Source organism: Bordetella holmesii, assembly GCF_020735985.1.
Classification (GTDB): domain Bacteria; phylum Pseudomonadota; class Gammaproteobacteria; order Burkholderiales; family Burkholderiaceae_B; genus Bordetella; species Bordetella holmesii.
Map to the genome: position 1 here is coordinate 2,204,242 of NZ_CP085973.1, position 21,552 is coordinate 2,225,793.

At 62.2% G+C, this 21,552-nt stretch carries 10 protein-coding genes and 2 pseudogenes; 2 read left to right on the plus strand and 10 right to left on the minus strand.

Annotation, left to right across the window (positions count from 1 at the left end):
* Window positions 1-149: 149 nt before the first annotated feature.
* The 8 genes and pseudogenes from putA to clpS all read right to left on the minus strand — a co-directional run bounded on the left by putA (window position 150) and on the right by clpS (window position 17,814).
* On the minus strand, window positions 150-3,956 hold the full coding sequence (gene putA / locus LK440_RS10615; protein WP_005012843.1) for a trifunctional transcriptional regulator/proline dehydrogenase/L-glutamate gamma-semialdehyde dehydrogenase: 3,807 nt from the start codon (window positions 3,954-3,956) through the stop codon (window positions 150-152).
* Window positions 3,957-4,088: 132 nt separating this feature from the next.
* A complete protein-coding gene (locus tag LK440_RS10620) occupies window positions 4,089-4,754 on the minus strand; it encodes a PqiC family protein (protein ID WP_005012841.1) in 666 nt (221 codons plus the stop codon).
* A 2-nt stretch (window positions 4,755-4,756) separates the two neighbouring features.
* A complete protein-coding gene (locus LK440_RS10625; protein WP_005012840.1) occupies window positions 4,757-6,424 on the minus strand; it encodes a PqiB family protein in 1,668 nt (555 codons plus the stop codon).
* Window positions 6,425-6,450: 26 nt separating this feature from the next.
* A pseudogene (locus tag LK440_RS10630) lies at window positions 6,451-7,755 on the minus strand (paraquat-inducible protein A).
* Window positions 7,756-7,777: 22 nt separating this feature from the next.
* On the minus strand, window positions 7,778-10,087 hold the full coding sequence (clpA, locus tag LK440_RS10635; protein WP_005012839.1) for an ATP-dependent Clp protease ATP-binding subunit ClpA: 2,310 nt from the start codon (window positions 10,085-10,087) through the stop codon (window positions 7,778-7,780).
* Between the two features lie 53 nt (window positions 10,088-10,140).
* Entirely contained in the window at window positions 10,141-12,336 is a 2,196-nt protein-coding gene (gene pbpC / locus LK440_RS10640) for a penicillin-binding protein 1C (RefSeq protein WP_101558028.1), read from the minus strand.
* Window positions 12,294-17,395, minus strand: a pseudogene (locus LK440_RS10645) (alpha-2-macroglobulin family protein). The gene pbpC and the pseudogene LK440_RS10645 overlap by 43 nt, the downstream one beginning before the upstream one ends.
* A gap of 104 nt (window positions 17,396-17,499) precedes the next feature.
* The gene (gene clpS / locus LK440_RS10650; protein ID WP_005012835.1) at window positions 17,500-17,814 is read right to left on the minus strand and encodes an ATP-dependent Clp protease adapter ClpS; all 315 of its coding nucleotides are present in this window, start codon (window positions 17,812-17,814) and stop codon (window positions 17,500-17,502) included.
* 224 nt (window positions 17,815-18,038) lie between these two features.
* Between clpS and LK440_RS10655 the strand changes: the two genes are divergently transcribed.
* Both LK440_RS10655 and LK440_RS10660 read left to right on the plus strand, forming a co-directional pair.
* Window positions 18,039-18,284: a cold-shock protein gene (locus tag LK440_RS10655; protein WP_005012834.1), complete on the plus strand. Its 246-nt coding sequence runs from the start codon at window positions 18,039-18,041 to the stop codon at window positions 18,282-18,284.
* A 132-nt stretch (window positions 18,285-18,416) separates the two neighbouring features.
* Window positions 18,417-18,866 carry a DUF192 domain-containing protein gene (locus LK440_RS10660; RefSeq protein ID WP_005012833.1) on the plus strand — a complete coding sequence of 150 codons (450 nt, stop codon included), beginning with the start codon at window positions 18,417-18,419 and terminating at the stop codon, window positions 18,864-18,866.
* Window positions 18,867-18,929: 63 nt separating this feature from the next.
* Here LK440_RS10660 and pcaF read toward each other — a convergent pair whose 3' ends face one another.
* Together pcaF and LK440_RS10670 are read right to left on the minus strand one after the other, a co-directional pair.
* Window positions 18,930-20,135 (minus strand): 3-oxoadipyl-CoA thiolase, encoded by a 1,206-nt coding sequence (gene pcaF, locus LK440_RS10665; RefSeq protein ID WP_005019101.1) that lies wholly within the window; start codon window positions 20,133-20,135, stop codon window positions 18,930-18,932.
* A 103-nt stretch (window positions 20,136-20,238) separates the two neighbouring features.
* A complete protein-coding gene (locus LK440_RS10670; protein WP_032826976.1) occupies window positions 20,239-21,540 on the minus strand; it encodes a chloride channel protein in 1,302 nt (433 codons plus the stop codon).
* Window positions 21,541-21,552 lie beyond the last annotated feature (12 nt).

Consider the following 21,552-nt stretch of genomic DNA (forward strand, 5'->3'; position numbering starts at 1 on the left):
GAGCTTTGAGCCCCGGGGGTGAGTCGCTGGGCGGCGTGCAGCGTAACCGTTCAGCAGGTGCGACCGGATTTTCCTCGCAGTGCAACCCACACGCCTATTGGAGATAACCCGAGGCATCGCATCGGGCTAACCCGCTGTTTTTCGGACCGCTAACCAATCGTCATGAGACTGGCGTTACCTCCAGCCGCCGCGGTATTGACACTGATTGCCCGCTCATTGAGCAAGCGCTCGGGCGCATAGGCCACCCCTGCGGCCACTTCATCGGGACTCAGGCCATGGACGGCCAAAATTGGCCCTTCACGCGCGGCAATACGTTGATTGAGGTGGCGTAGCGTGTCGCCATCGCCTTCAAACAGGACTGCCTGAAAATCCGCCAGATCGACTTCGCTGTCGTCCAGTATGGCGACTTGCTCCTGCACAGTTGCCGGATCCATCGAATCAAGCCAGTCACGTGCAGCAGGCGTATCGGCAAACCAGGCGAGATTTCCGGTCAGGCGCGCCGCCTCCCATTGCGCGCGCGCGCCCGCGATCGTGGCTGCGACGCAGTACACGGCGCCGCGGGGCTCGACTCGATACGTATTGGTCTCTCCGGTGGGACCGGGCAGGGTCACGTCCAAAGGCATTCGGCCTGCACCGGCAAGCGATGGCGGCAAGCCGCCAGGCCGCAGCGACAAAAGGCGGTAGAGATAGAGCGGGCCGCCCGCTTTGGGCCCCGTGCCGGACAGATTTTCCCCTCCGAAGGGCTGTACCCCCACAACGGCACCCACGATATTGCGGTTGACGTAGATATTGCCCGCCTGAACCGACTCGGCAACGCGCACCACTGTCTCATCGATACGGGTATGCACGCCGAAAGTCAGCCCGTAACCCGTGGCATTGATACTGTTGAGCACACTATCCAAATCGCCGCGGGCATACCGCAATACGTGGAGCACCGGGCCGAACACTTCCCGCTTGAGCTCGGCAATATCTTTAATCTCTATGAGCGTGGGCGGCACGAAATTGCCAAACCGGCATTCCGGGGTACCTTCTATCTGCACCACATCGTGGCCGGCCGCTCGCATCTCGTCGATATGACGCAGGATGTTCTGCCTCGCCTCGGAATCGATCACCGGCCCGACATCGGTGCTGAGCCGGTCAGGATTGCCCATGCGTAACTCTCGCATCGCGCCACGCAGCATGGTCAAGACATGGTCGGCGCTATCCTCCTGCACGCACAGCACGCGCAACGCTGAACACCGCTGCCCGGCAGAGTCAAACGCCGAAATCAGCACGTCGGCCACCACTTGCTCGGCCAGGGCAGAAGAGTCCACCACCATGGCGTTCTGGCCGCCGGTTTCGGCAATGAGCGGAATGGTATGGCCACGGTCATCAAGCCGGTCGGCGAGTTGACGGGCGATCAGCCGCGCGACCTCGGTCGAACCCGTAAACATGATGCCGCGCACACCCGGATGCGCCACCAGGGCCGCACCGATGGTTTCTCCCTTCCCGGGCAGAAGTTGCACGGCTCCCGGCGGAATGCCGGCAGCGCGCAGAATGCCCACCGCCTGCGCCGCAATGAGCGGCGTCTGTTCGGCCGGCTTGGCCAACACCGTATTACCCGCGGCCAGCGCCGCAGCGACCTGTCCGGTGAAAATGGCCAAAGGGAAATTCCATGGGCTGATACACAGCACAGGACCCAGAGGCCGATGGGTATCGTTGTCGAATTCGCGCTCGACCTGGTCGGCGTAGTAACGCAGAAAATCTACGGCTTCGCGTACCTCGGCGATGGCGTTGGACAAGGTCTTACCCGCCTCGCGCACGATCAGACCAAGCAATGTCTGCATCTGCTCTTCGAGCAATCGGGCCGCACGCCGCAGGCACTGGGCCCGGGCCTGCACCGGAGTGGATTGCCAGATTGGCGCGGCATTACCTGCGGCACGCAGTGCGGCGTCGACGGCCTGTGCGTCGGCCTCCATGACGCGGCCAACGACATCGCGCTGGTCAGCCGGATTGAGCACGTCCATGGCGCGCGCCTCGTCCCAGGCGGATTCGGCGTCGCCTAGCATGGGCATCGCGCGCCAGGGCGTGGCGGCGCCGGCCTGTAACGCGGCCGACAGCGAACCCAGCCGGTGCTCGTTGGACAGATCCAGACCGGCGGAATTGGCTCGCGCGCTGCCATAAAGGTCCCGCGGCAGAGGGATTTTTTCGTGGGCAGCGCCCAGTGGCACGATACGGGCTGCCGCCTGAACGGGATCCGCGACCAATTGCTCGACCGAAATACTGTCATCGCCGATCAGATTGACGAAGGACGTGTTGGCGCCGTTTTCCAGCAGGCGGCGCACCAGATAAGCCAGCAGCGTTTCATGCGTCCCGACAGGGGCATAAATACGGCAAGGACGATTCAGCTTACCCTGCCCCGCGGCCCCCACCACTTCGTCATAGAGCGGCTCGCCCATGCCATGCAGGCACTGGAACTCATACTGGCCCGGGTAGTAGTTCTGCCCGGCCAGATGATAAATGGCCGCCACGGTGTAGGCGTTGTGCGTGGCGAACTGAGGATAGACGGCCTCGGGCGCGGCCAGGAGCTTGCGCGCGCAGGCCAGATACGCCACGTCGGTGTAAACCTTACGCGTGTAGACAGGGTAACCCTCCAGGCCGTCCACCTGGGCCCGCTTGATCTCGCTGTCCCAGTATGCGCCCTTGACCAGGCGGATCATCAGGCGATGACCGCTGCGCCGGGCAAGGTCAACGACATAGTCGATGACGAAAGGCGCGCGCTTCTGGTAGGCCTGAATGACGAACCCGATGCCGCTCCAGCCCTCGAGCTCGGGGGTAAAGCACAAGGACTCGAGCAGGTCGAGCGAGATTTCGAGTCGATCGGCTTCTTCGGCATCGATATTCAGGCCGATATCGTACTGGCGTGCCAGGATGGCCAGATGACGAATGCGCGGCAGCAATTCCCGGATCACTCGCTCGCGTTGCGCGCGGGCATAGCGAGGATGCAACGCCGAAAGCTTGATGGAAATGCCCGGGCCTTCGTAAATGCCCCGCCCGGCCGCGGCCTTGCCTATGGCATGGATGGCCTGCTCATAGGCCGCGTTGTAGCGGTCGGCGTCCTCGGCCGTGGTGGCTGCCTCGCCGAGCATATCGTAGGAATAGCGAACCCCCCTGGCTTCGAGCTTGCGGTTGTTGGCCAAGGCCTCCGAGATCGTCTGGCCCGACACGAACTGCTCGCCCATCATGCGCATGGCCATGTTCACGCCCTTGCGCACCAAGGGCTCGCCGCCCTTGCCTATCAAACGCGTCAGGGCTTTCGACAGGGATTGCTCGCTGCTTACCGCCACGAGCTTGCCGGTGATCATCAGCCCCCAGGTCGCGGCATTGACGAACAACGACTGCGCCCCCCCCATATGCGACTTCCAGTCGCCGCGGGCAACCTTGTCACGGATAAGCGCATCACGCGTGGCGCGATCCGGGATGCGCAACAAGGCCTCGGCAAGACACATTAATGCCACACCCTCCTGGCTGGAGAGCGAAAACTCCTGAATCAGCCCCTCGACACCGCCGCCGGTACGTTTATCGCGCAGCGTCTGCACGAGCCTGGCAGCCATGGTGTGGATTTTCTCCAGGTGCGGCATGCGGGCCTGGCCCAATAAAAGAGGCACACACTCGGGTTCCGGGCGTCGGTAGGCCGACGTGATCGCCGCGCGCAGGACCGACTGCGGCTGAACATCCTGGCCAAACTCGTAAAAAGGCGGCGTCGGGCCGGCATCGAACGCCTCTTCCGAGCTCTCGTCCTCTCGGGCCAGGTGTGCCATCTCGGGCGGCAGATGCCCGCGCTCGATTTTTTCCAGATAAGCGACCAGCGCCTGTTTGTGCAGCCAGTGGGGCGTGCACTGCAGCTTTTGGGCTGCCGCTTTCAAGCGATCTCGCAATGCGTCATCAACCTTGACGCCCAGGGTGGTGCTTGCCATAGCGTTTCGCGTCCTCGACACCACCGGATGGCAGCCGCGACTTCTCGCAGCTGTACCTGCCCGGCGGTAGAACCGAATGCTAAGTAAGTCGCACCTCGATAGGAATAATGGTTAACCCTGAAAAGACAGAGGTTAACCTTCTGGCAAAACTGCGGCCTCAGACAGGGTCGTGCACCCCTGCATGATGACCTGCGGGCCGGCCGGTTCGGCGTTCTGGCCAGCCTGCCGGATACCGGATGCGATGGTCCGAGCCAGCAGCGCGGCAGCCTGCTGTTGCGCCACAACCAGGTGCGGGATGTCGGTGCCGGGCGCGGTCAAGGCGATAATACTGCGGCAGATCAAGGCCTGCCCTTTCACGCTGATCGGACGAGCCCGCCATGTGACGTCCAGCACGGCCTGGCCTCGTTCGCTGACGTCGAAGCGCTGCACATCGGCCTGAACGCGCCAGACCGGCGTGCCAACGGGCGGGCGCACCACACGGACATCGAGTACGCCCAGATCCCGCGTCAGGCCATCGGACAGCGCCGCACGCAGTTCATCGCCCAGTGGCGCACTCCAGCGCTCCGAGTACAGCGGTACGATGCTGCCCTCGCCGGTGCGCAACATGATCTGCGGCTGATCGGCCTGCGCCGGAACAATGACAGGCAGGACTTCAATCATGAAGCCCGCATTGCCCGCACTCGCTGTCGCGCTGGGTGCCGGCGTCTGCAAGGTGTAGTAGCGCGCCGGCGGCGAGCTGCCGCACGCGGCCAGCAACGACAGCAGAATGAGCGAGGCGCTAAGACGTAAGGGTTTCATGGTCAGTTCCTGACGGAGCCGGAGCCGGGGATGGGGTCTGCACCCCGGCCCCGCAACAAGGATTGAGGATTGGCCTGCAGATAGTCCGCCAGATTGCGCAACGCACGCGCTGCACGCGACAACTCCTGCATGGAACGATCGGCGTTGAGCTGCAACGGCGAATCCGAAGACAGCAGCTCGTTGATCTGCTCCATGGAGCGGCGCGCCTCCTTCATCATGGCCGCGGCCCCCGGCGCCATATCCTTGTCCAGGCGCGTCATCGGTTTGGAGGTATTGGACAATGTCACGCGCAGCTCTTGGCCGATCTGATCGAAGGGTATTTTCTCGATCTTGGCCACAATGCTGCCGATCTGCTCCTGCAACTGATCGAATTGCCCCGGAATGGTCGGGATATTCGCGGGTTCCGTAAATTCGTAGTTGACCGGTTTTGCCGACGGGAAATTATCCAGAACCACGTACATCTGGCCCGTCAACAAATTCGCCGAGCGCAGTTGCGCGCGCAAACCATACTTGACGAGCACCGCCAACGTGCGGCCCGGTGCCAGGTCCTTGCTGCCCGTATCACGCTGCACGCTCTGCACGATTTCATCAAACAGGCTACCCAGCCGCTCCGGATAAATGGTCGCATCGACTACGCCGTAGAAGCGCTTCTTGCTGCCGTCGAAATCAATGGCCACACTGGTGACTTCGCCCAGCACGATGCCCTGGAAGTCCACGGGAGCACCCACAGACAGGCCGCGCACGGACTGATCAAACCGCATGCAGATCCGGTAGGGTGTGCCATCCGTATTGGCCTTGGCATTGGCTTCACTGCCGTAGAGCTGGAACTGCGTATCGGCCTTGGCCTCTTCGTCTTCGCCACTGACCACGTTATCGAAGGCCACGCCACCGACGGCAACGGACACCAGGGACTGCGTACGCACCTTCAGGCCCTCTGCGTTGACGGAAAAATCGACGCCGCTCGCGTTCCAGAACCTGGCACCTTCGGTGACATAGCGGTCGTTTGGAGCATCGACAAAAACCTCTACGTCAACGGCCCTGCCATCGTCGGTGAGTGAATAAGCAATGACCTGACCGACGCTGATACGCCGGTAATACACCGGCGAGCCGATATCGAGCGACCCCAGGTCGGACGCGCGCAGGGTAAAGCGCTTGCCGGGGCGGTCATGTTCGACCGGTGGCGGCGTCTCCAGACCCACGAAATGGAATTTGCTCGGTTTGCGCTCGAGTTCCTGCGGGTCGCCCGAGGCATCCAGGCCAATATAGGCACCGGATAGCAGCGTGCCCAAGCCGGAGACGCCGCTGATGCCCAGACGCGGGCGCACCACCCAGAAATTGGTGCCCTCACGGGCCATGTTCTGGACTTCCTTGGCCAGTTCGGCTTCAACCACCACTTTGCTGCGGTCTTCGTTGAAGTGGATCCCTTTGACCGTGCCTATGGTCACATCTTTATAACGGACCTGGGTCTTGCCGACCTCCAGCCCTTCTGCGGTATTGAATTCGATGGTGATGTCCGGACCGGATTGCATCCAGGTCCGCACCACCAGCGACAGGCCCGCCAGCGCAGCCACCAATGGCACCAGCCAGATCCAGGAAACACGCGAGCGCTGTTTCTTGGTTACTTTGACCTTGCCCAACGGAGTATCTGGCTTGTCGGTCGGCTCAGCCATATCGTGCGCTTCCTTGTGAGTGGAGCTTAATGTTCAGCAATTACCCGCTGGCGTTCTGCCGCGAGTTCGGGGTGATCGGCGTCCCACTCCGACTCAGTTTCGAGATCCCACGCACGGCGCAGATCGAAGCTCATGGCCGCCAGCATGGTCAGGACAACCACCATGCCAAACGAAGCGGCTCCGGCTCCCGCGCTGATTTCCATCAAACCTTGGAAATCCGCCAACGCCGCCAGAATGATAACCACGAAAACGTCGAGCATCGACCATTGGCCGATGAACTCAACCATTTGGTAGAGACGGGTGCGCTGCCGCAAATTGGTCGTGCTGCGCCACTACAATGTCAGCGCCAGAAAGCCGAGAGACAATAGTTTTGTCAATGGCACGACGACACTGGCCACAAAAACGATGAGCGCGATATCCCAGGAGCCCATTTCCCACAGCTCAATCACCCCACCCAGTATGGTATGGGCACTGTCGCCAGTAATGGAACTGACGCGCATCACTGGCAGCACGTTGGCGGGAATATAAAACACCACTGCAGCCAGCAGCAGTGCCCAGGTGCGCGCCAGCGTATCGGGCTTGCGATAATGCAGTACGGCATCGCATCGCTGACAATGGTGTGTGGTTTCGGGATCCGCAGCCTCGTCGATGGCCTGCACCTGACCACACACATGACAGCCGGCCAGAATCGTATCCGTATCCAGATCCGGAACATGCACTGGCACCACACCACGGCGCTCGGCCAGGCGCCAGATGGCAGCCGGTGCCAGGCGGCTCAGCATGGTCAGAAACACGGTCAGTGCACCAAACGCAAACAGGCCTACCCGCGGCTCGACGGCCGCCATGGCCGCCAACTTGACCACGGACACCAGCACACCCAGCAGGAACACCTGCACCATGCTCCAGGGTCGCAGCAGCCCCAGCAGCCGCACCACGGTGGTAAAGCCGAAAGGCAACTTGCCCACCGACAACGGGGCCAGCACAAATAGCAGCACGCATAGTTGCAGCAGCGGGATTACGAACCCCACCGTGCCTGTCATGAAGGCCACCACATAATGGCCCTGACGCCAGGTGATCCCGACGGCATCGAGCAGCGTAGCTTCGCTGGTCATGCCTTGAACCGATAAGGCTGCCACCGGAAACGTGTTGACCACGGCAAACAGGATCAGGCCGGTGATCGCCAGCGCCAGCCAGCTCGAGAGCGTCAAACCACTGTAGCGCCACAACGTGGAGCCACAGCGTTCGCACGCAGCCGCCTCACCCGGATCAAGACTGTGCCAGCGATAAACGCTGGCACAGTGCTCGCAGGCGATAAGAGAATGGTGTTCCAACTGGAACCCTAAGCCGAGGGCATCATTCGACCAACTCGACTTCCGGCTTGTCCTTGGAGCTGGAGGACGGCTTGCCCGAGTCGTCGAAGGACAACACGACCTTGTCGTCCCCGTCGAAATCCACGGTGACGTTGCCGCCGTCGACCAGGCGTCCGAACAGCAGTTCGTCGGCCAGGGCCCGACGGATGGTGTCCTGGATGAGCCGTTGCATGGGCCGCGCACCCATGAGCGGGTCGAAGCCATGTTTGGCCAGATAATCGCGCAGCTTCTCGGTGAACACCGCCTCGACGCGCCGCTCGTGCAACTGGTCTTCGAGCTGCATGAGGAACTTGTCGACCACGCGCAGGATGATCTCGCGATCCAGTGCCGCAAAGGGGATGATGGCATCCAGCCGGTTACGGAACTCCGGCGTGAACATCCGCCGGATTTCCGCCATCTCGTCGCCCACCACGCGTGTATTGGTAAAGCCGATGGCGGCTCGATTGAGCGTTTCGGCTCCGGCATTGGTCGTCATGATGAGGATGACGTTGCGGAAATCAGCCTTGCGGCCATTGTTGTCCGTCAACGTGCCATGATCCATCACATGCAGCAGGATATTGAAAATATCCGGATGGGCTTTTTCGATTTCATCGAGCAGCAGCACGCAGTGCGGCTGCTTGGTGATGGCTTCGGTCAAAAGGCCACCCTGGTCGAAGCCGACATAGCCCGGAGGCGCACCAATAAGGCGAGAGACCGCATGGCGCTCCATGTACTCGGACATGTCAAAGCGCAGCAACTCGATACCCAACGTGAACGCCAATTGGCGCGCAACCTCGGTCTTGCCCACTCCGGTGGGGCCAGAGAAAAGGAAAGCGCCAATGGGTTTGTCTGGTTTGCCCAGCCCCGAGCGCGCCATCTTGATGGCCGCGGCCAGCGCATCAATGGCCTGGTCCTGGCCGAAGACGACAGTCTTCAAATCGCGATCCAGTGTGGCCAGTTTGCTCCGATCGTCATTGGAGACCGACTGCGGCGGGATGCGCGCGATCTTCGAAACGATGGCTTCGATTTCGGCTTTGCCGATGACCTTTTTCTGCCGCGAACGGGGCAGCAGCCGCTGCGCTGCACCGGCTTCATCGATCACGTCGATGGCCTTGTCCGGCAGATGCCGGTCATTAATGTAACGCGCCGACAACTCCGCAGCCGCGGTCAAGGCGGCGGCCGAATAGCGCACGCTGTGATGTTCTTCGAAGCGGCTCTTCAGGCCGCGCAGAATCTGCACGGTCTGTTCGACGCTGGGTTCGGGGACATCGATTTTCTGAAAGCGGCGCGACAACGCGTGGTCTTTCTCGAAGACGCCGCGATACTCGGTATAGGTGGTCGCGCCAATGCACTTGAGCTGCCCGGACGACAACGCCGGTTTGAGCAGATTGGAGGCGTCCAACGTACCGCCCGATGCCGAACCGGCACCGATGAGGGTGTGGATTTCATCGATGAAGAGCACGGCATGGGGGTTGCCGCGGATCTGCTTGAGCACGCCCTTGAGCCGTTGCTCGAAATCGCCGCGGTACTTCGTGCCGGCAAGCAGCGCCCCCATGTCCAGGGAGTAGACCTGGGCGGCCTGAAGGATCTCGGGCACTTCACCCCGCGTGATGCGCCAGGCCAGGCCTTCGGCGATGGCCGTTTTGCCCACGCCTGCCTCGCCAACCAGCAAGGGATTGTTCTTGCGGCGGCGGCACAGCACCTGGATCACGCGCTCGACTTCGTGTTCGCGGCCGATGAGCGGATCGATGCGGCCAGCCAGCGCCGCAGCGTTCAGGTCGGTGGCATATTGGTCCAGCGGCGACTGACGGGCTTCCCCGCCCTCTTCTCCGGGACTTTGCTGTTCTTTCTGTACGGCCGAAGGTTCTTCCTGCGGCTGCTTGCTGATGCCATGCGACAGAAAATTGACCACATCCAACCGTGTCACGCCCTGCTGCTGCAGGTAGTAGACGGCGTGCGAATCCTTTTCACCGAAAATGGCCACCAGCACATTGGCGCCGGTAACAGGCTTTTTGCCCGTGCCGCCTGCCGAGACATGCATGATGGCGCGTTGAATCACGCGCTGGAAACCCAGGGTCGGCTGGGTATCCACCTCTGCGCCACTGGGAATCACAGGCGTGTTTTCAGTAACGAATTGGCGCAGATTACGGTGCAAATCGTCCAGGTTGGCCGCGCAGGCGCGCAACACCTCGACCGCCGAGGCGTTGTCCAGCAACGACAGCAATAAATGCTCGACAGTAATGAACTCATGCCGAGCCGAACGGGCCTCGACGAATGCCATATGCAGGCTGACTTCAAGCTCTTGGGAAATCACGCTTCCTCCGTAACGCACGAAGCGGCAGGTACACGCTTCGTATTCTATGCCGATCAGGGCGTAACGCCAGCGATTTCAAATTCCAGGTCAGTGTATCGCCCGGCGTCGTCCATCACGGTGAGGTGGTAGCGCCCATTGCGCTTCAGGGACAATCCCTGCCTTTCGGCCGCCCCGGCCTGTCGATATAACTTACCATCCAACATCCACCATACCTGGCCTTCAGCCCCCGAAAGGGCCAGATCCAGAATAACCTCGTGCGTGCCGGGCACGGGCCGAAGCACCGCCCCCTGGGCCACGCCCTCGATACGAATGGGGCCGCCTGCCAAACTGGCATATTCGGTAAATGAGGGCGGAACCGTATCATTCAAGGCCCAGGCCGCACGTTGTTGGGGACAAACGCCCTCTGGGGCATGTTCGCGCCGCCACCCCACGGGCCAACACGACACCACGGCAGTCACCGATGCTGGACGCACCCGCACGCGGGGTGCTCCGGCCGGCAGCGCCGCCACGACGTCCTGCAATAACGGGGCTGCGATATTGGCGCCAAAGAAACCGGGATTGGGCGTGCCATCCGGACGCCCAACCCAGACGCCGATCGTCCATCCATCTGTGACGCCAATAGCCCAGGCATCACGAAACCCGAAGCTGGTGCCGGTTTTCCAGGCCAGCGCCCATCCTGGCGAGGCGGACTGGAAAAAAGGCCGGTCAGGGTGACCTCCCCCTTCCAGAATATCGCGTACGATCCAGGCGGCACCGGCGCTCATGGCGCGGCTTTCGCGCCTGGGCTCGTCCGGGCGCAGGCGGGGCTGTCCCGCCAGTCCTTCGCGCGCCAGCGCACGATAAGCGCCCACCAACTCTTGCAGGCTAGTGCCTCCGCCCCCCAGAATCAGGCTCAAATTCGGAGCCGCGCCGGCGGGCATACGCAAATGAACACCGGCGTTGAGCATGGCCGAGGCAAAGCGCATCGGCCCTACACGGTCAAGAAGATCGACCGCCGGCACGTTCAACGAGCGCTGCAGCGCCTGAGACACACTGACGGGCCCGGAAAACGATGCCTGGAAATTACCCGGCGCATAACCGCCGAACGACATCGGCACGTCCATCAGCAGGCTCTCGGAATGCACCAGGCCGTCGTCGAGCGCCTGCGCGTACAGAAAGGGCTTGAGCGTGGAACCGGGAGAGCGTATTGCACGGACCATGTCGACATGCGCATACCGGCTGTCATCGGAAAAATCCGCCGAACCAGCATAAGCTTTTACGTCGAGGCTGTCGTTGTCCATCACCAGAACGGCCATGGACACCTTGGGAGGCAGGCTATCGACTCGGTCGAGCAACATGCGTTCGACCGTTGTCTGCATGTCGGCATCGAGCGTGCTGGCCACGACGGGCTGGCCACGGGCCTGACCTTGGAGTAAACGCTGGGCGGCCAACGGCGCGAGCCAACGCGCCCGCAGCGGCGGCGCCACCACATTTTCGATTCGTGCATCGGCCACCCGCGCCACGCTCCAGAGGCCGGCTGCCTGCATGCGCGACATGACTTTGTCACGCGCGGCCTGCGCCCGTTCCGGATGCCGGTCCGGCCGCAGACGTGACGGCGCCTGCGGCAGGGCCGTAAGCAACGCGGCTTCGGCATCGCTCAGGTCGCGCGCAGACTTGCCCAACCAAAGGCGCGCGCCCATTTCCACGCCCTCGACGATGCCCCCCATGGGCGCATGCGCGAGGTACATGCCCAGGATTTCATCCTTGCTGTAGTGCATCTCCAGTTGCACGGCACGCCAGACCTGTCGTCCTTTGGCCGCGAGACTGCGCGACGGCTGCCCTGCCAATGCCGGATCCAGCATGCGGGCGACCTGCATGGTCAAGGTGGACCCGCCTGAAACAATGCGTCCATGGCGGGCCCACTGCCACCCGGCCCGCAGCATAGCCCACGGATTAATGCCGGGATGCCAGTAAAACCAACGATCTTCGTAGGCCAGCAGCGTCTGCACATAACGTGGCGACACATCATCTGGCGCGACCGGATAGCGCCACACGCCATCTTCACTGGGGTAATTGTGCAAAGGGGTGCCATCGCTGGCGACCACCACCCGCGCGCCAGCCGCCCCCACGGGCGGCAAGGGCAACAGCAGATCCAGCACGAACAACGCGACCAAAGGCAAACCCAGTAGGACGCCGCCAGACAGAGCCAGCCGACGCCTTCGGCGCGTTACTTGCCCGGCTGTCGGTCGCGGATTTCGATGCTGCTCCATGTATCGCCCACACCGCGCAGTTCTGGCCGGTACATATCCTCAGCCACGACCGCAGGAACGCTGTAACGACCTGGCGTCACCACGCGCGCCAGATAAAAGATGTCGACCTTGCCGCGACCCAAGGTGGCCGCGGCCACATAGCGGTCGTCGCGAAACTCCCGGTGTTTGATATTGGGATTGGCCATGGCCTGCGCGACCTCGCGCCCGCCAATCTGCCAATCCTGCAGGGCCGGGCTTTGCGAAAGATTCAGGTTCTCCACCTCAAATCCTGCCGGTACGCGGTCGACGATAAGCGCGTCAGGTACATACTGGTTGGCATCAGCCTGTATCCGGACCACCAGCATGTCACCGGTCTGCAAAAGACCGCCATCCCAGGCAGTGCCATCCGGACGATACCAGCGTCTTTGCAACGTGATCACATCATTGCGGGCAACGGGAGCCGTCCTTGGCGTGCCCTGAACGTCAAATTCGACAAACAGGGCCTGGTTGCCGTTGTTGCGCACGCGCATGGCCCCAAACTCGGCGGCCTCGACTGCCAGCACCTGATCCTGCGCACCAGAGAGACTGCGGTTGCCGCCAGCCTGCTGCAGGCTGGCCTGCCACGGCGAGTTGCGGTCGCCGCCGGCAGCGCTGGCAGCCAAAAGCAGGGCCATACGCTCCTGTGTCGAGAGATAAGAGCGATTTCCCAATCGCGCTGCGGCCTCTTCCAGCAGGGTCTCCTGGCGGGGATGGTTCAACCCGTACTGGTTGACCAGCGCATAGGCCTGCGTGTAGTCACGCACACTGCTGCCGTAATCGCCCAACCATTCCTCATAGGCCGCAGCGCCACGACGCGTGATTCCGTAGGCTCGCGTCATGCCCTGCTCCAGCGCGGTCTTCATGCGCCCGTCATCACCCAACAGTTTGAACGCAACCGCAAGCTGGATGAGTGGCAGTGGCGAACGCGCTCTGTCACCATAGTTGTCGAACAACTGCCTGACGGTCGACAGCGGGGCCTTTCCATCGCGCGCCAACGCATACGCGGCGCTGGCCAGGCCAGCAAAACGGCGATGGTCGTTACGCAACACCTCGGCGCCGGCACTGTCAATGCGGCCGCTTTCCATGCCTTTGCGCAGGTTGGCCGACCAACTGCCGAAACTGTTAGGCGTCTGCTGCAACTGCTCCAGCAGCCATTGGCGTGTGCGCTGCAGACTGTCATCAGCGACCTTGAAACCCCGGTCGCGGGCATCTTGCATGAAACTCAAGGCATAGGCGGTCAGCCAGACGTCGCGCGAGCTGTAATCACCCCACAGCGAATAGGAACCGGTCGCCGCGCGCATGCCGGACAATCGCGCGAGGGCCCCGTCTATCCGGGACTGACGCTCGGCCGGGGTATGCGGCTGCAGGCCAAACCGTTGGGCCGCAGCGTCGTCGATAATGACCCAGGGGATGGTTGCGCTGATCGTCTGCTCCGTGCAGCCATAGGGGTAGTTGAGCAAACCCTGCACCAGAGCGCTGACGTTGAGGGGCGGACGGTTGGACAGCGTCATCGATGCCATGATCGAGTCGGCATGCCAATCCGCCAGCAAGTCGGCGGAGGGCGTCCACTCCTGACCCGGACTCAGACGGATACGGCGCACGCGGCGCTCGGCAGCATGGGCCGGCTGCACCTGCAACACCGATTCGCGCTCAATCCTCAGGCCGTCACCTTCGACCACCAGCCGCATGAGCTCCAGGCCATAAGAGCTGGTCGTGGTGGCAACAAAGCGCAGTGTCTTGCGCTCCTTATCCTTGAGGACTACGGTACGTGTGCTATCGGCGATGGCCAGCGGATCGAGAGCCTGTAGTTTGACGGAGACGCTGCGCGTCGCACCGCTGAGGTTGGTCAGATCGAGCGCTACGGCGGCCTGGTCGCCAGGCGTGATGAAGCGCGGCGTGCTTAATTCGGCTACCAAAGGCGCGGCAACGGTGACCTCCGCGTCGGCACTGCCATACCGGTCGGCAGAGAACGCCACGGCCATCAAACGCAAGGTGCCATTGAAATCCGGTACATCGAAATCGATGTCCGCCTGCCCGCTTTCATCCAGTTCGACCACCCCCGAAAAAAGGTCCACCAGTTTGACCTTCTTGGGCAGGCTGCGGCTATCACCCCTCATGGCCGCATCGCCGCCCCACTTCAGACGCCCCGGGGTGCCGTCCATTTTTTCGATCAGCTTGCCGTACATATCGAGCAGTTCAGGCCCGTAGCGGTGTTTACCGAAGAAGAAATCGAGGGGATCCGGTGTGGCGTACTGGTTGATATTGAGGATGCCAACATCAACCGCCGAGAGTGTCACATACGCCTTGCCGGCTGGCAGGTCACCGACGTTGACGCGCACGGTGGCCGGTTTTTCCGGCTCGATTTTGCCGGGAGCATCAAGGCTGACGGCGAGTTTGCGGCCCTTGCTGGCCAGGGGCAGATAAGCCAGCCCCAGCGCACGCGCCGGGGTGACCCGGTCACCCTCACTGCCCGGCCGGAACACGGTCGCCGACACGTACAGGTCGTGGCGTTTCCAATCTGCGCTGACCGGAATCTCGACCTCAGTTCCCGTCGTCTTGACCGGTAGCCACTGCGACCACAACATGCGATCGCCTTCCACCGTGATGAGCGCTTGCCCATCGTGCGGTGGTAGGACCGTCATGCGCACCTTGCCGCCAGGCTCCGCGGGCAGACCCTGCATCTGCAGTTGCACACGATCCGGGCGGTTGCCCACCGCATCGGCATCCTGCGCATTCCAGCCCGCATAGAACCGGTAACGCGCGACCTCACCGGTCTGAGGATCGGCGAGCTCGAGCCGGTATCTGCCCCAGTTGACATCCACAGTCAGTGCCGCACGCCCCTCGATATCCATCACGCGTGAATCAACGAGTTCCTCAGTCTCCGTATAGCCGTTGTTCCAGCCGCGCTGATCATCGAAACGCCAATAGTATTGGCGCTGCTCGCGATACAGCCGTAGCTGCGCGCCCTTGACCGGCTGCGGTTTGCCCTCGGCATCGACACGGATGACCTCGAAACCTGCCGGGGCGCCCTCTCGCGTCACGTCGCGGTCAAATAACGGGCGCAGCCCTATCAGGTTTTCGGCTGGCCATACGTTGCGCTCGATCGAGCGCACCACGGGCCGTCCGCCCGACTCCAGCAAGCTGACTGACAAACGCACCGTCATCGGAGAGTGCGCGTCAGCTGCCTGGGGGTCTACACGGATCTCGCCGCGCCCTTGCTCGTCCAACTCCGTGTCGGGCAACTCCTCGAAGCGGCGGCGGGTATCGTCGGCGACGTCACCAAAAATGAATCCCGGCCATTGCCGTGGCAAGGCCACCCGATCGCGCTTGACCTGGAAGCTGGCCAGCACCCGATTGCCGGCAGCCGGCGCTCCATAAAGGTAATCGCCTTGCAGATCCACACTCCAGGAATCCTGCGGATGGAGCACGGGTTGCTCCGTGTTCAGTGCCAGCTTCATGCGTTCGGGCAGAAATTCTTCGACCTGAAACTTCCAGCTCGCATCCGGCGTCCTCGCGGCTGGATCAACCCGCAACTCCAGCATCCATGTGCCGGTCGGCGCATCCTGCGCCAAGCTGACGACCTGTTCCAAATAGTTAGGCAACCGCTCTTTCGGGTGCCACAAGGTGTTGCTGACCACACGGCCGTCGGGACGCTTGAGCGTGGCGGTCAGGGGGCTGGCCGCCAAAGGCCGCCCATCCGGGTCACGTGCCAGAACCGAGACATTGAATTGCTCGCCGGGGCGATACAGGTTGCGTCCGGCATACACGAAAAGGTTGTTGTTGCGCGCCGGATAGCCACCTATGTCGTACTCGGACAGATCCAGCGCAGGCTCACCCAACGCCAACAGGGTCATTTCCTTGCCGCGCGTCGCGCGCATGACTCGGGCATTGGCGTGCGAACCATCAAACCGCACATGGCCCTGGGCGTCCGCGCTGGCCTGGGCCAGCGTTTTGCCGGCCCCGTCGACCAGCTCCACGCGCACTTCCGGCAACGGCTGCCCCGTCTTCAGGGACACGGCATAGGCCTCGCTGCGATCGGGGTACCGCCGGGCATGCAGACCAATGTCACTCACATAGAAATACGTGGTCTGGTACTCGTATCGAAAACGCCCCGGTTGGCTCATCACGGCAATATAGATGCCGGGATCCTGCAGTTCTTGGATGTGCTCGACCGGCAGGAAGGTCACATGACGCCGATTGGGCTTGTCATCGGTGAGGAAGCGGCCCTGGTAGACGCTGCTGGTGAGCGTATTCAAGCGGTCCAGATCCCAATTGCTCACCGAGCCTTTCATACTGCGGTTATCGGCATAACGCCAGCCATCCTCTTCCTCCTGGTCGCCATCCTGATCGTCAACCGCGGCGCCACGCCCGCGGCCCACGCCGAGCACGGTATCGAAAAACTCGGGCACGCGTTGCGGATCGACGCGCAGAAACTGCACGTCGACTTCCGGCATATTGACGGTGGCAACTGGCAATCCGCCGTTCTGGCCGGCGGGCAACACGACCCCACGGCCTGCGCACCAGGCAGGCCGCTGCGCACACTGATCGCATAGCGCTTGAGGGGTTGCACGTAGGGGAAATAGACCACCCGCGGATTGTCCCCCACCACCCAGCCCCCCTGCACTGCACGTCCCTGGGGCGCTGGCTGATCTGAGCGGGCAGCACTCGGCTTACTGGAAGAGGCCTCCTCACTGTCGGCATTGGCCAGCGGCCCCACTTCGGTGACCTGAAGATATCGCCCCAGATCGGCTTTGCGATCCACAGGCTGAGTGAAGGTCAGAGCCAGCGCCAGGCTCTCGTTGAACTGCCGGGGCTGGCAATTCAATGCCGAAAACGCATCCGGTTCCCCGATCTTGGCTTGGGCCGCCGGGAGGTCGGCGGTCGCTTTGGTGGGAGAGGCGGTTGGCGACGCAGACGTCACACCAGCCGGTGTCGCCTCGTGCGACGCGGGCGTCTTGCCTGCGAGCCACCCCAGCCCCACGGCGGTGGCAAGAACGATCGCCCCCGCCACACCCAGCCAGACCTTCTTGTTGTTCGTCAAGGCGCACCTCTAGCTGCTACGTCGTTGACAGCCGCCAGGATGCTGGCCGCAACGGCCTTACTTTTTTAGGACAGCCACCGGGCGGTGGGCCCCGCGATCGGTGACTAAACGGGTTCCATGATGCACTGCAGAGGATGCTGTTTGGCACGCGCATACTGCGCCACCTGCGCGATACGCGTAGCGGCCAAATCACGCGGATAGACGCCGCAGATGCCTCTGCCCTCGTGATGGACCTGGAGCATGATCCGTGTGGCTTCTTCCTGATTTTTGCCGAAAAACTTCTGCAAAACCTTCACCACGAACTCCATCGGGGTGTAATCGTCATTAAGCAGTACGACCTGGTACATCGGCGGCGGAGCAGTACGCGCCGGCTGCTTCTCGACTACCACATCGTGCTGCGAATCCAAGGTTGAACTCATAGGGCGGCTATTCTATTTAATCGGCCAAATATTCACGTCAGACTTACTCAAAATTACACGCAGACATGCGTAGTTTCCATACTTGACGCCAGAAAGAAAAGGGGCGCATTATCCATGCAATCGGAGGCCTTCATGCTTGTTTGTCAAGGCAACCGTTCCCGGATGGGCATCAGGTCAGGCCGAAGCCCCTTCGTCCAACATACGATTCAAAAGAGGCAGTCCGCATGTCTGACATGACCGCAACCGCCGTCCAAGGGGACAATCCAAAATCTACCGGAACCGTCAAATGGTTCAACGACGCGAAAGGTTTTGGCTTCATTACACCCGATGATGGCGGAGAAGATCTTTTCGCGCATTTTTCGTCTATCCAGATGAACGGTTTCAAAACCCTCAAGGAAGGCCAGAAAGTCGCTTTCGAGACTATCCAGGGTCCGAAAGGCAAGCAAGCACTCAATATTACGTCGGCCTGAGAAAGGCTGGCAGCCGATATTATGAAGGCGGAGCCATAGGGCTCCGTCTTTTCGTTTGCCGGCAGTGTCGCTGCCGGCGCGCTGCAGTTGGGGGTACCATAGCCGTCATCCGCCGCCCCTCTATTGCCGTACATGCAGATCTTCTCCGCCTTTCTTCGCCCCGCTGCGCTCGCCCTGGCCATCTCTCCCTTCATCGCCATGGCTGCCGGCCCCAAACAGGACACCCTGCCAACCACGCAGTTGTCGACTGGCATTCATGTCATCCAGGCCGAAGTTGCCGACACCGATGCCAAACGCCGCGTCGGGCTGATGAATCGCCAAGAGCTGCCTGGCAACAGCGCGATGCTGTTTGTCTTTGAAGAGCCAGACCTGCAGTGCTTCTGGATGCGCAACACACCGCTGCCGCTGTCGATTGCCTTCATCGCAGATGATGGCACGATTTCCAACATCGAAGACATGGCACCGCAGACCGATGATCCGCATTGCTCGCGCAAACCCGTGCGCTATGCGCTGGAAATGAGCCAGGGCTGGTTTGCCCAACGAGGCGTCAAAGCGGGCGCGAAGATCGACGGCTTGCCATGATCGTCCATGACAGCTGAAAAACAGGGGTTCAACGAATCCCTGTTTTCTGTGGCCGAGTCTACGTCAGACGCGCTCGATGATCAGCGCAATTCCTTGACCCACGCCAATGCACATGGTGCACAGGGCATAGCGGCCCCCGGTACGATGCAACTGATTGATGGCGGTCGTCGCCAAGCGGGCACCACTGGCGCCCAGAGGATGGCCCAGCGCAATGGCGCCCCCATTGGGGTTGACGCGAGCATCGTCATCGGCGATGCCCAGATCCCGCAACACGGCCAGACCTTGTGCGGCAAAAGCCTCATTCAGTTCGATGACATCCATCTGCGCCAGCGTCAGGCCGGTTTGCGCCAACACCTTGCGGGTGGCCGGCGCTGGCCCCATACCCATGATGCGCGGCGCCACACCGGCAGTAGCCATGCCCACGACACGAGCGCGCGGCGTCAGACCGTGGCGAGCGGCGGCCTTCTCGTCGGCCAGCAAGAGCGCAACGGCGCCGTCATTGACGCCGGAAGCGTTACCCGCGGTGACACTGCCACCCTCGCGCACCACGCCTTTTAGCTTGGCCAGCGACTCCAAGGTCGTTTCACGGGGGTGTTCATCCTTATCCACGATCAGGGCATCGCCCTTTTTCTGCGGAATGGATACCGGCGTGATCTCGGCGTCGAAATACCCTGCCTGTTGCGCACGAGCGGTCTTTTGCTGGCTGGCCAGCGCAAACTTATCCTGATCGGCGCGTGAAACCTTGTAATCATCGGCCACGTTCTCGGCCGTTTCGGGCATCGAGTCCACACCATATTGGGCTTTCATCAGTTTGTTGATGAAGCGCCAGCCAATGGTGGTGTCATAAATGGCGGCGCTGCGCGAAAACGCGCTGTCGGCCTTGCCCATGACAAACGGAGCTCGGCTCATGCTCTCCACCCCGCCGGCCAGCATAAGGCCAGCTTCACCGGCGCGGATGGCGCGCGAAGCAGTACCGATCGCATCCAGGCCCGATCCGCACAGGCGATTGATGGTCGCACCCGCCACTTCGATGGGCAGGCCGGCCAGCAACGAGGCCATGCGAGCCACGTTGCGGTTGTCTTCACCGGCCTGATTGGCGCAGCCGAAAATGATGTCGTCGATCTCTTCCCAACGCACATTGGGATTACGTGCCATCAATGCCTTGATCGGGATAGCAGCCAGGTCGTCGGCACGTACCGACGACAAAGCGCCACCATAGCGGCCAAAAGGAGTACGGATCGCATCGCAGATAAAAGCTTGCTGGGTCATGGCTCGTCAGAATTGGATGAGTGAAGAAGGTTACGGCCATGTTACCGCAGCGTCTCCTGCGCCATCCCGGTGCAGCCACAGGTGTCCAGGGAACGGACGCTGTCTAACCCCTGGACGAATCCGCTGAAGGCGCCGCGCGAGAGACCTCCTGCAGCGCAGCCCGGCGAAAGCGGCCTGCGGAAAAATGATAGAAAGGCTGCGGGCAGAACTGGCGGGAGACCACCGAGGCCAACAGCGAGCCGGCCAGCAACCAGAACAGCATGGGCTGGCTGCCGGTCATTTCCATCACGACCACACTGGCGGTCAGGGGGGCCTGCGTGGCGGCCGCCAGAAAGGCCGCCATCGAGATCAGCACCAGCACCCGGCCGTCGACCGAGCCACCCGTCCACAGCCACAATTGATGCCCCAGACCGGCACCGGTGGTCAGGGCGGGCGTGAAGATGCCGCCCGGAATGCCCGCCCAATAGGAAGCCACCGTGGCGGCCAGCTTGGACAGGCCAAAACCTGCCGGGGCCTGACCTTCGCCACCCAACAGCACTGCTGCCGTTTCGTAACCCGTGCCATAGGTGGCGCCGGCGCTGGTCACCCCGATCAGGGCGACGACCAAACCAAGCCCGAAGGCCGCCATCACCGGGCGGCGGCGCACGGACTCTCGCCAGTGCACAGGCAAGACGCCTGGCAGTCCCTTGCCGAGCAGGCGTGCGAAGATGCCACCCAGGCAACCATTCAAAAGCCCGCAGGCGACGACCCACCACACCATGTTTTCGGACAGCGACCCGGCGCCGAACACACCAAAATAGGGATTGTTGCCGGCCAGCGCCACCACCATGAAACCGCAGGCCAACACGCCCAGCAGCACGAGCCGCTGCCAGCGCAGCCCGGTGCCGCGGCCAAGTTCCTCGATGGCGAAAATCACCCCGGCCAAGGGCGCGTTGAACGCCGCAGCCAGCCCTCCTGCTGCCCCTGCTGCGATCAACTCCTGCGTGTGGAAACCACGCATGCGCAAGCCCAATCGCCGGCAGAGATTGCCCCACGCCAGCATCACCGCCGCGCCCACCTGCACGGAAGGCCCTTCGCGGCCCACGGAGGCGCCGGCCAACATGGCGCAGAAAGTGAGGGGGATCTTCCAGAGGGTTTGCCGCAGCGAAACCAGGCGGTGCTGGGCCGGCCCCGGAGGCATGGACAAGGCGGCAATAACCTGGGGAATCCCGCTGCCGGCCGCCTGAGGCGCAACGCGCAGGGTCAGCCAACGTAAGGCCGCGAGCGCGCAAGGCAGCACTACGAGAGCTAGCATTCCATGAGTGCTGGTCCAATGCCGGTTCCATTCCAGCGCCTTATCAGCCATAAGCGCGAATCCCATCGAAACCAGGGCTGACCTGCTCCCCGTGATTAGTACGAAATCGATGTAGAGTCCGTT

Excerpts from the sequence above, each read along its gene's own strand:
- putA (WP_005012843.1), bottom strand. The coding sequence starts at position 3,956 with ATGGCAAGCACCACCCTGGGCGTCAAGGTTGATGACGCATTGCGAGAT.
- LK440_RS10620 (WP_005012841.1), bottom strand. The coding sequence starts at position 4,754 with ATGAAACCCTTACGTCTTAGCGCCTCGCTCATTCTGCTGTCGTTGCTG.
- LK440_RS10625 (WP_005012840.1), bottom strand. The coding sequence starts at position 6,424 with ATGGCTGAGCCGACCGACAAGCCAGATACTCCGTTGGGCAAGGTCAAA.
- pbpC (WP_101558028.1), bottom strand. The coding sequence starts at position 12,336 with ATGGAGCAGCATCGAAATCCGCGACCGACAGCCGGGCAAGTAACGCGC.
- clpS (WP_005012835.1), bottom strand. The coding sequence starts at position 17,814 with ATGAGTTCAACCTTGGATTCGCAGCACGATGTGGTAGTCGAGAAGCAG.
- LK440_RS10655 (WP_005012834.1), top strand. The coding sequence starts at position 18,039 with ATGTCTGACATGACCGCAACCGCCGTCCAAGGGGACAATCCAAAATCT.
- LK440_RS10660 (WP_005012833.1), top strand. The coding sequence starts at position 18,417 with ATGCAGATCTTCTCCGCCTTTCTTCGCCCCGCTGCGCTCGCCCTGGCC.
- pcaF (WP_005019101.1), bottom strand. The coding sequence starts at position 20,135 with ATGACCCAGCAAGCTTTTATCTGCGATGCGATCCGTACTCCTTTTGGC.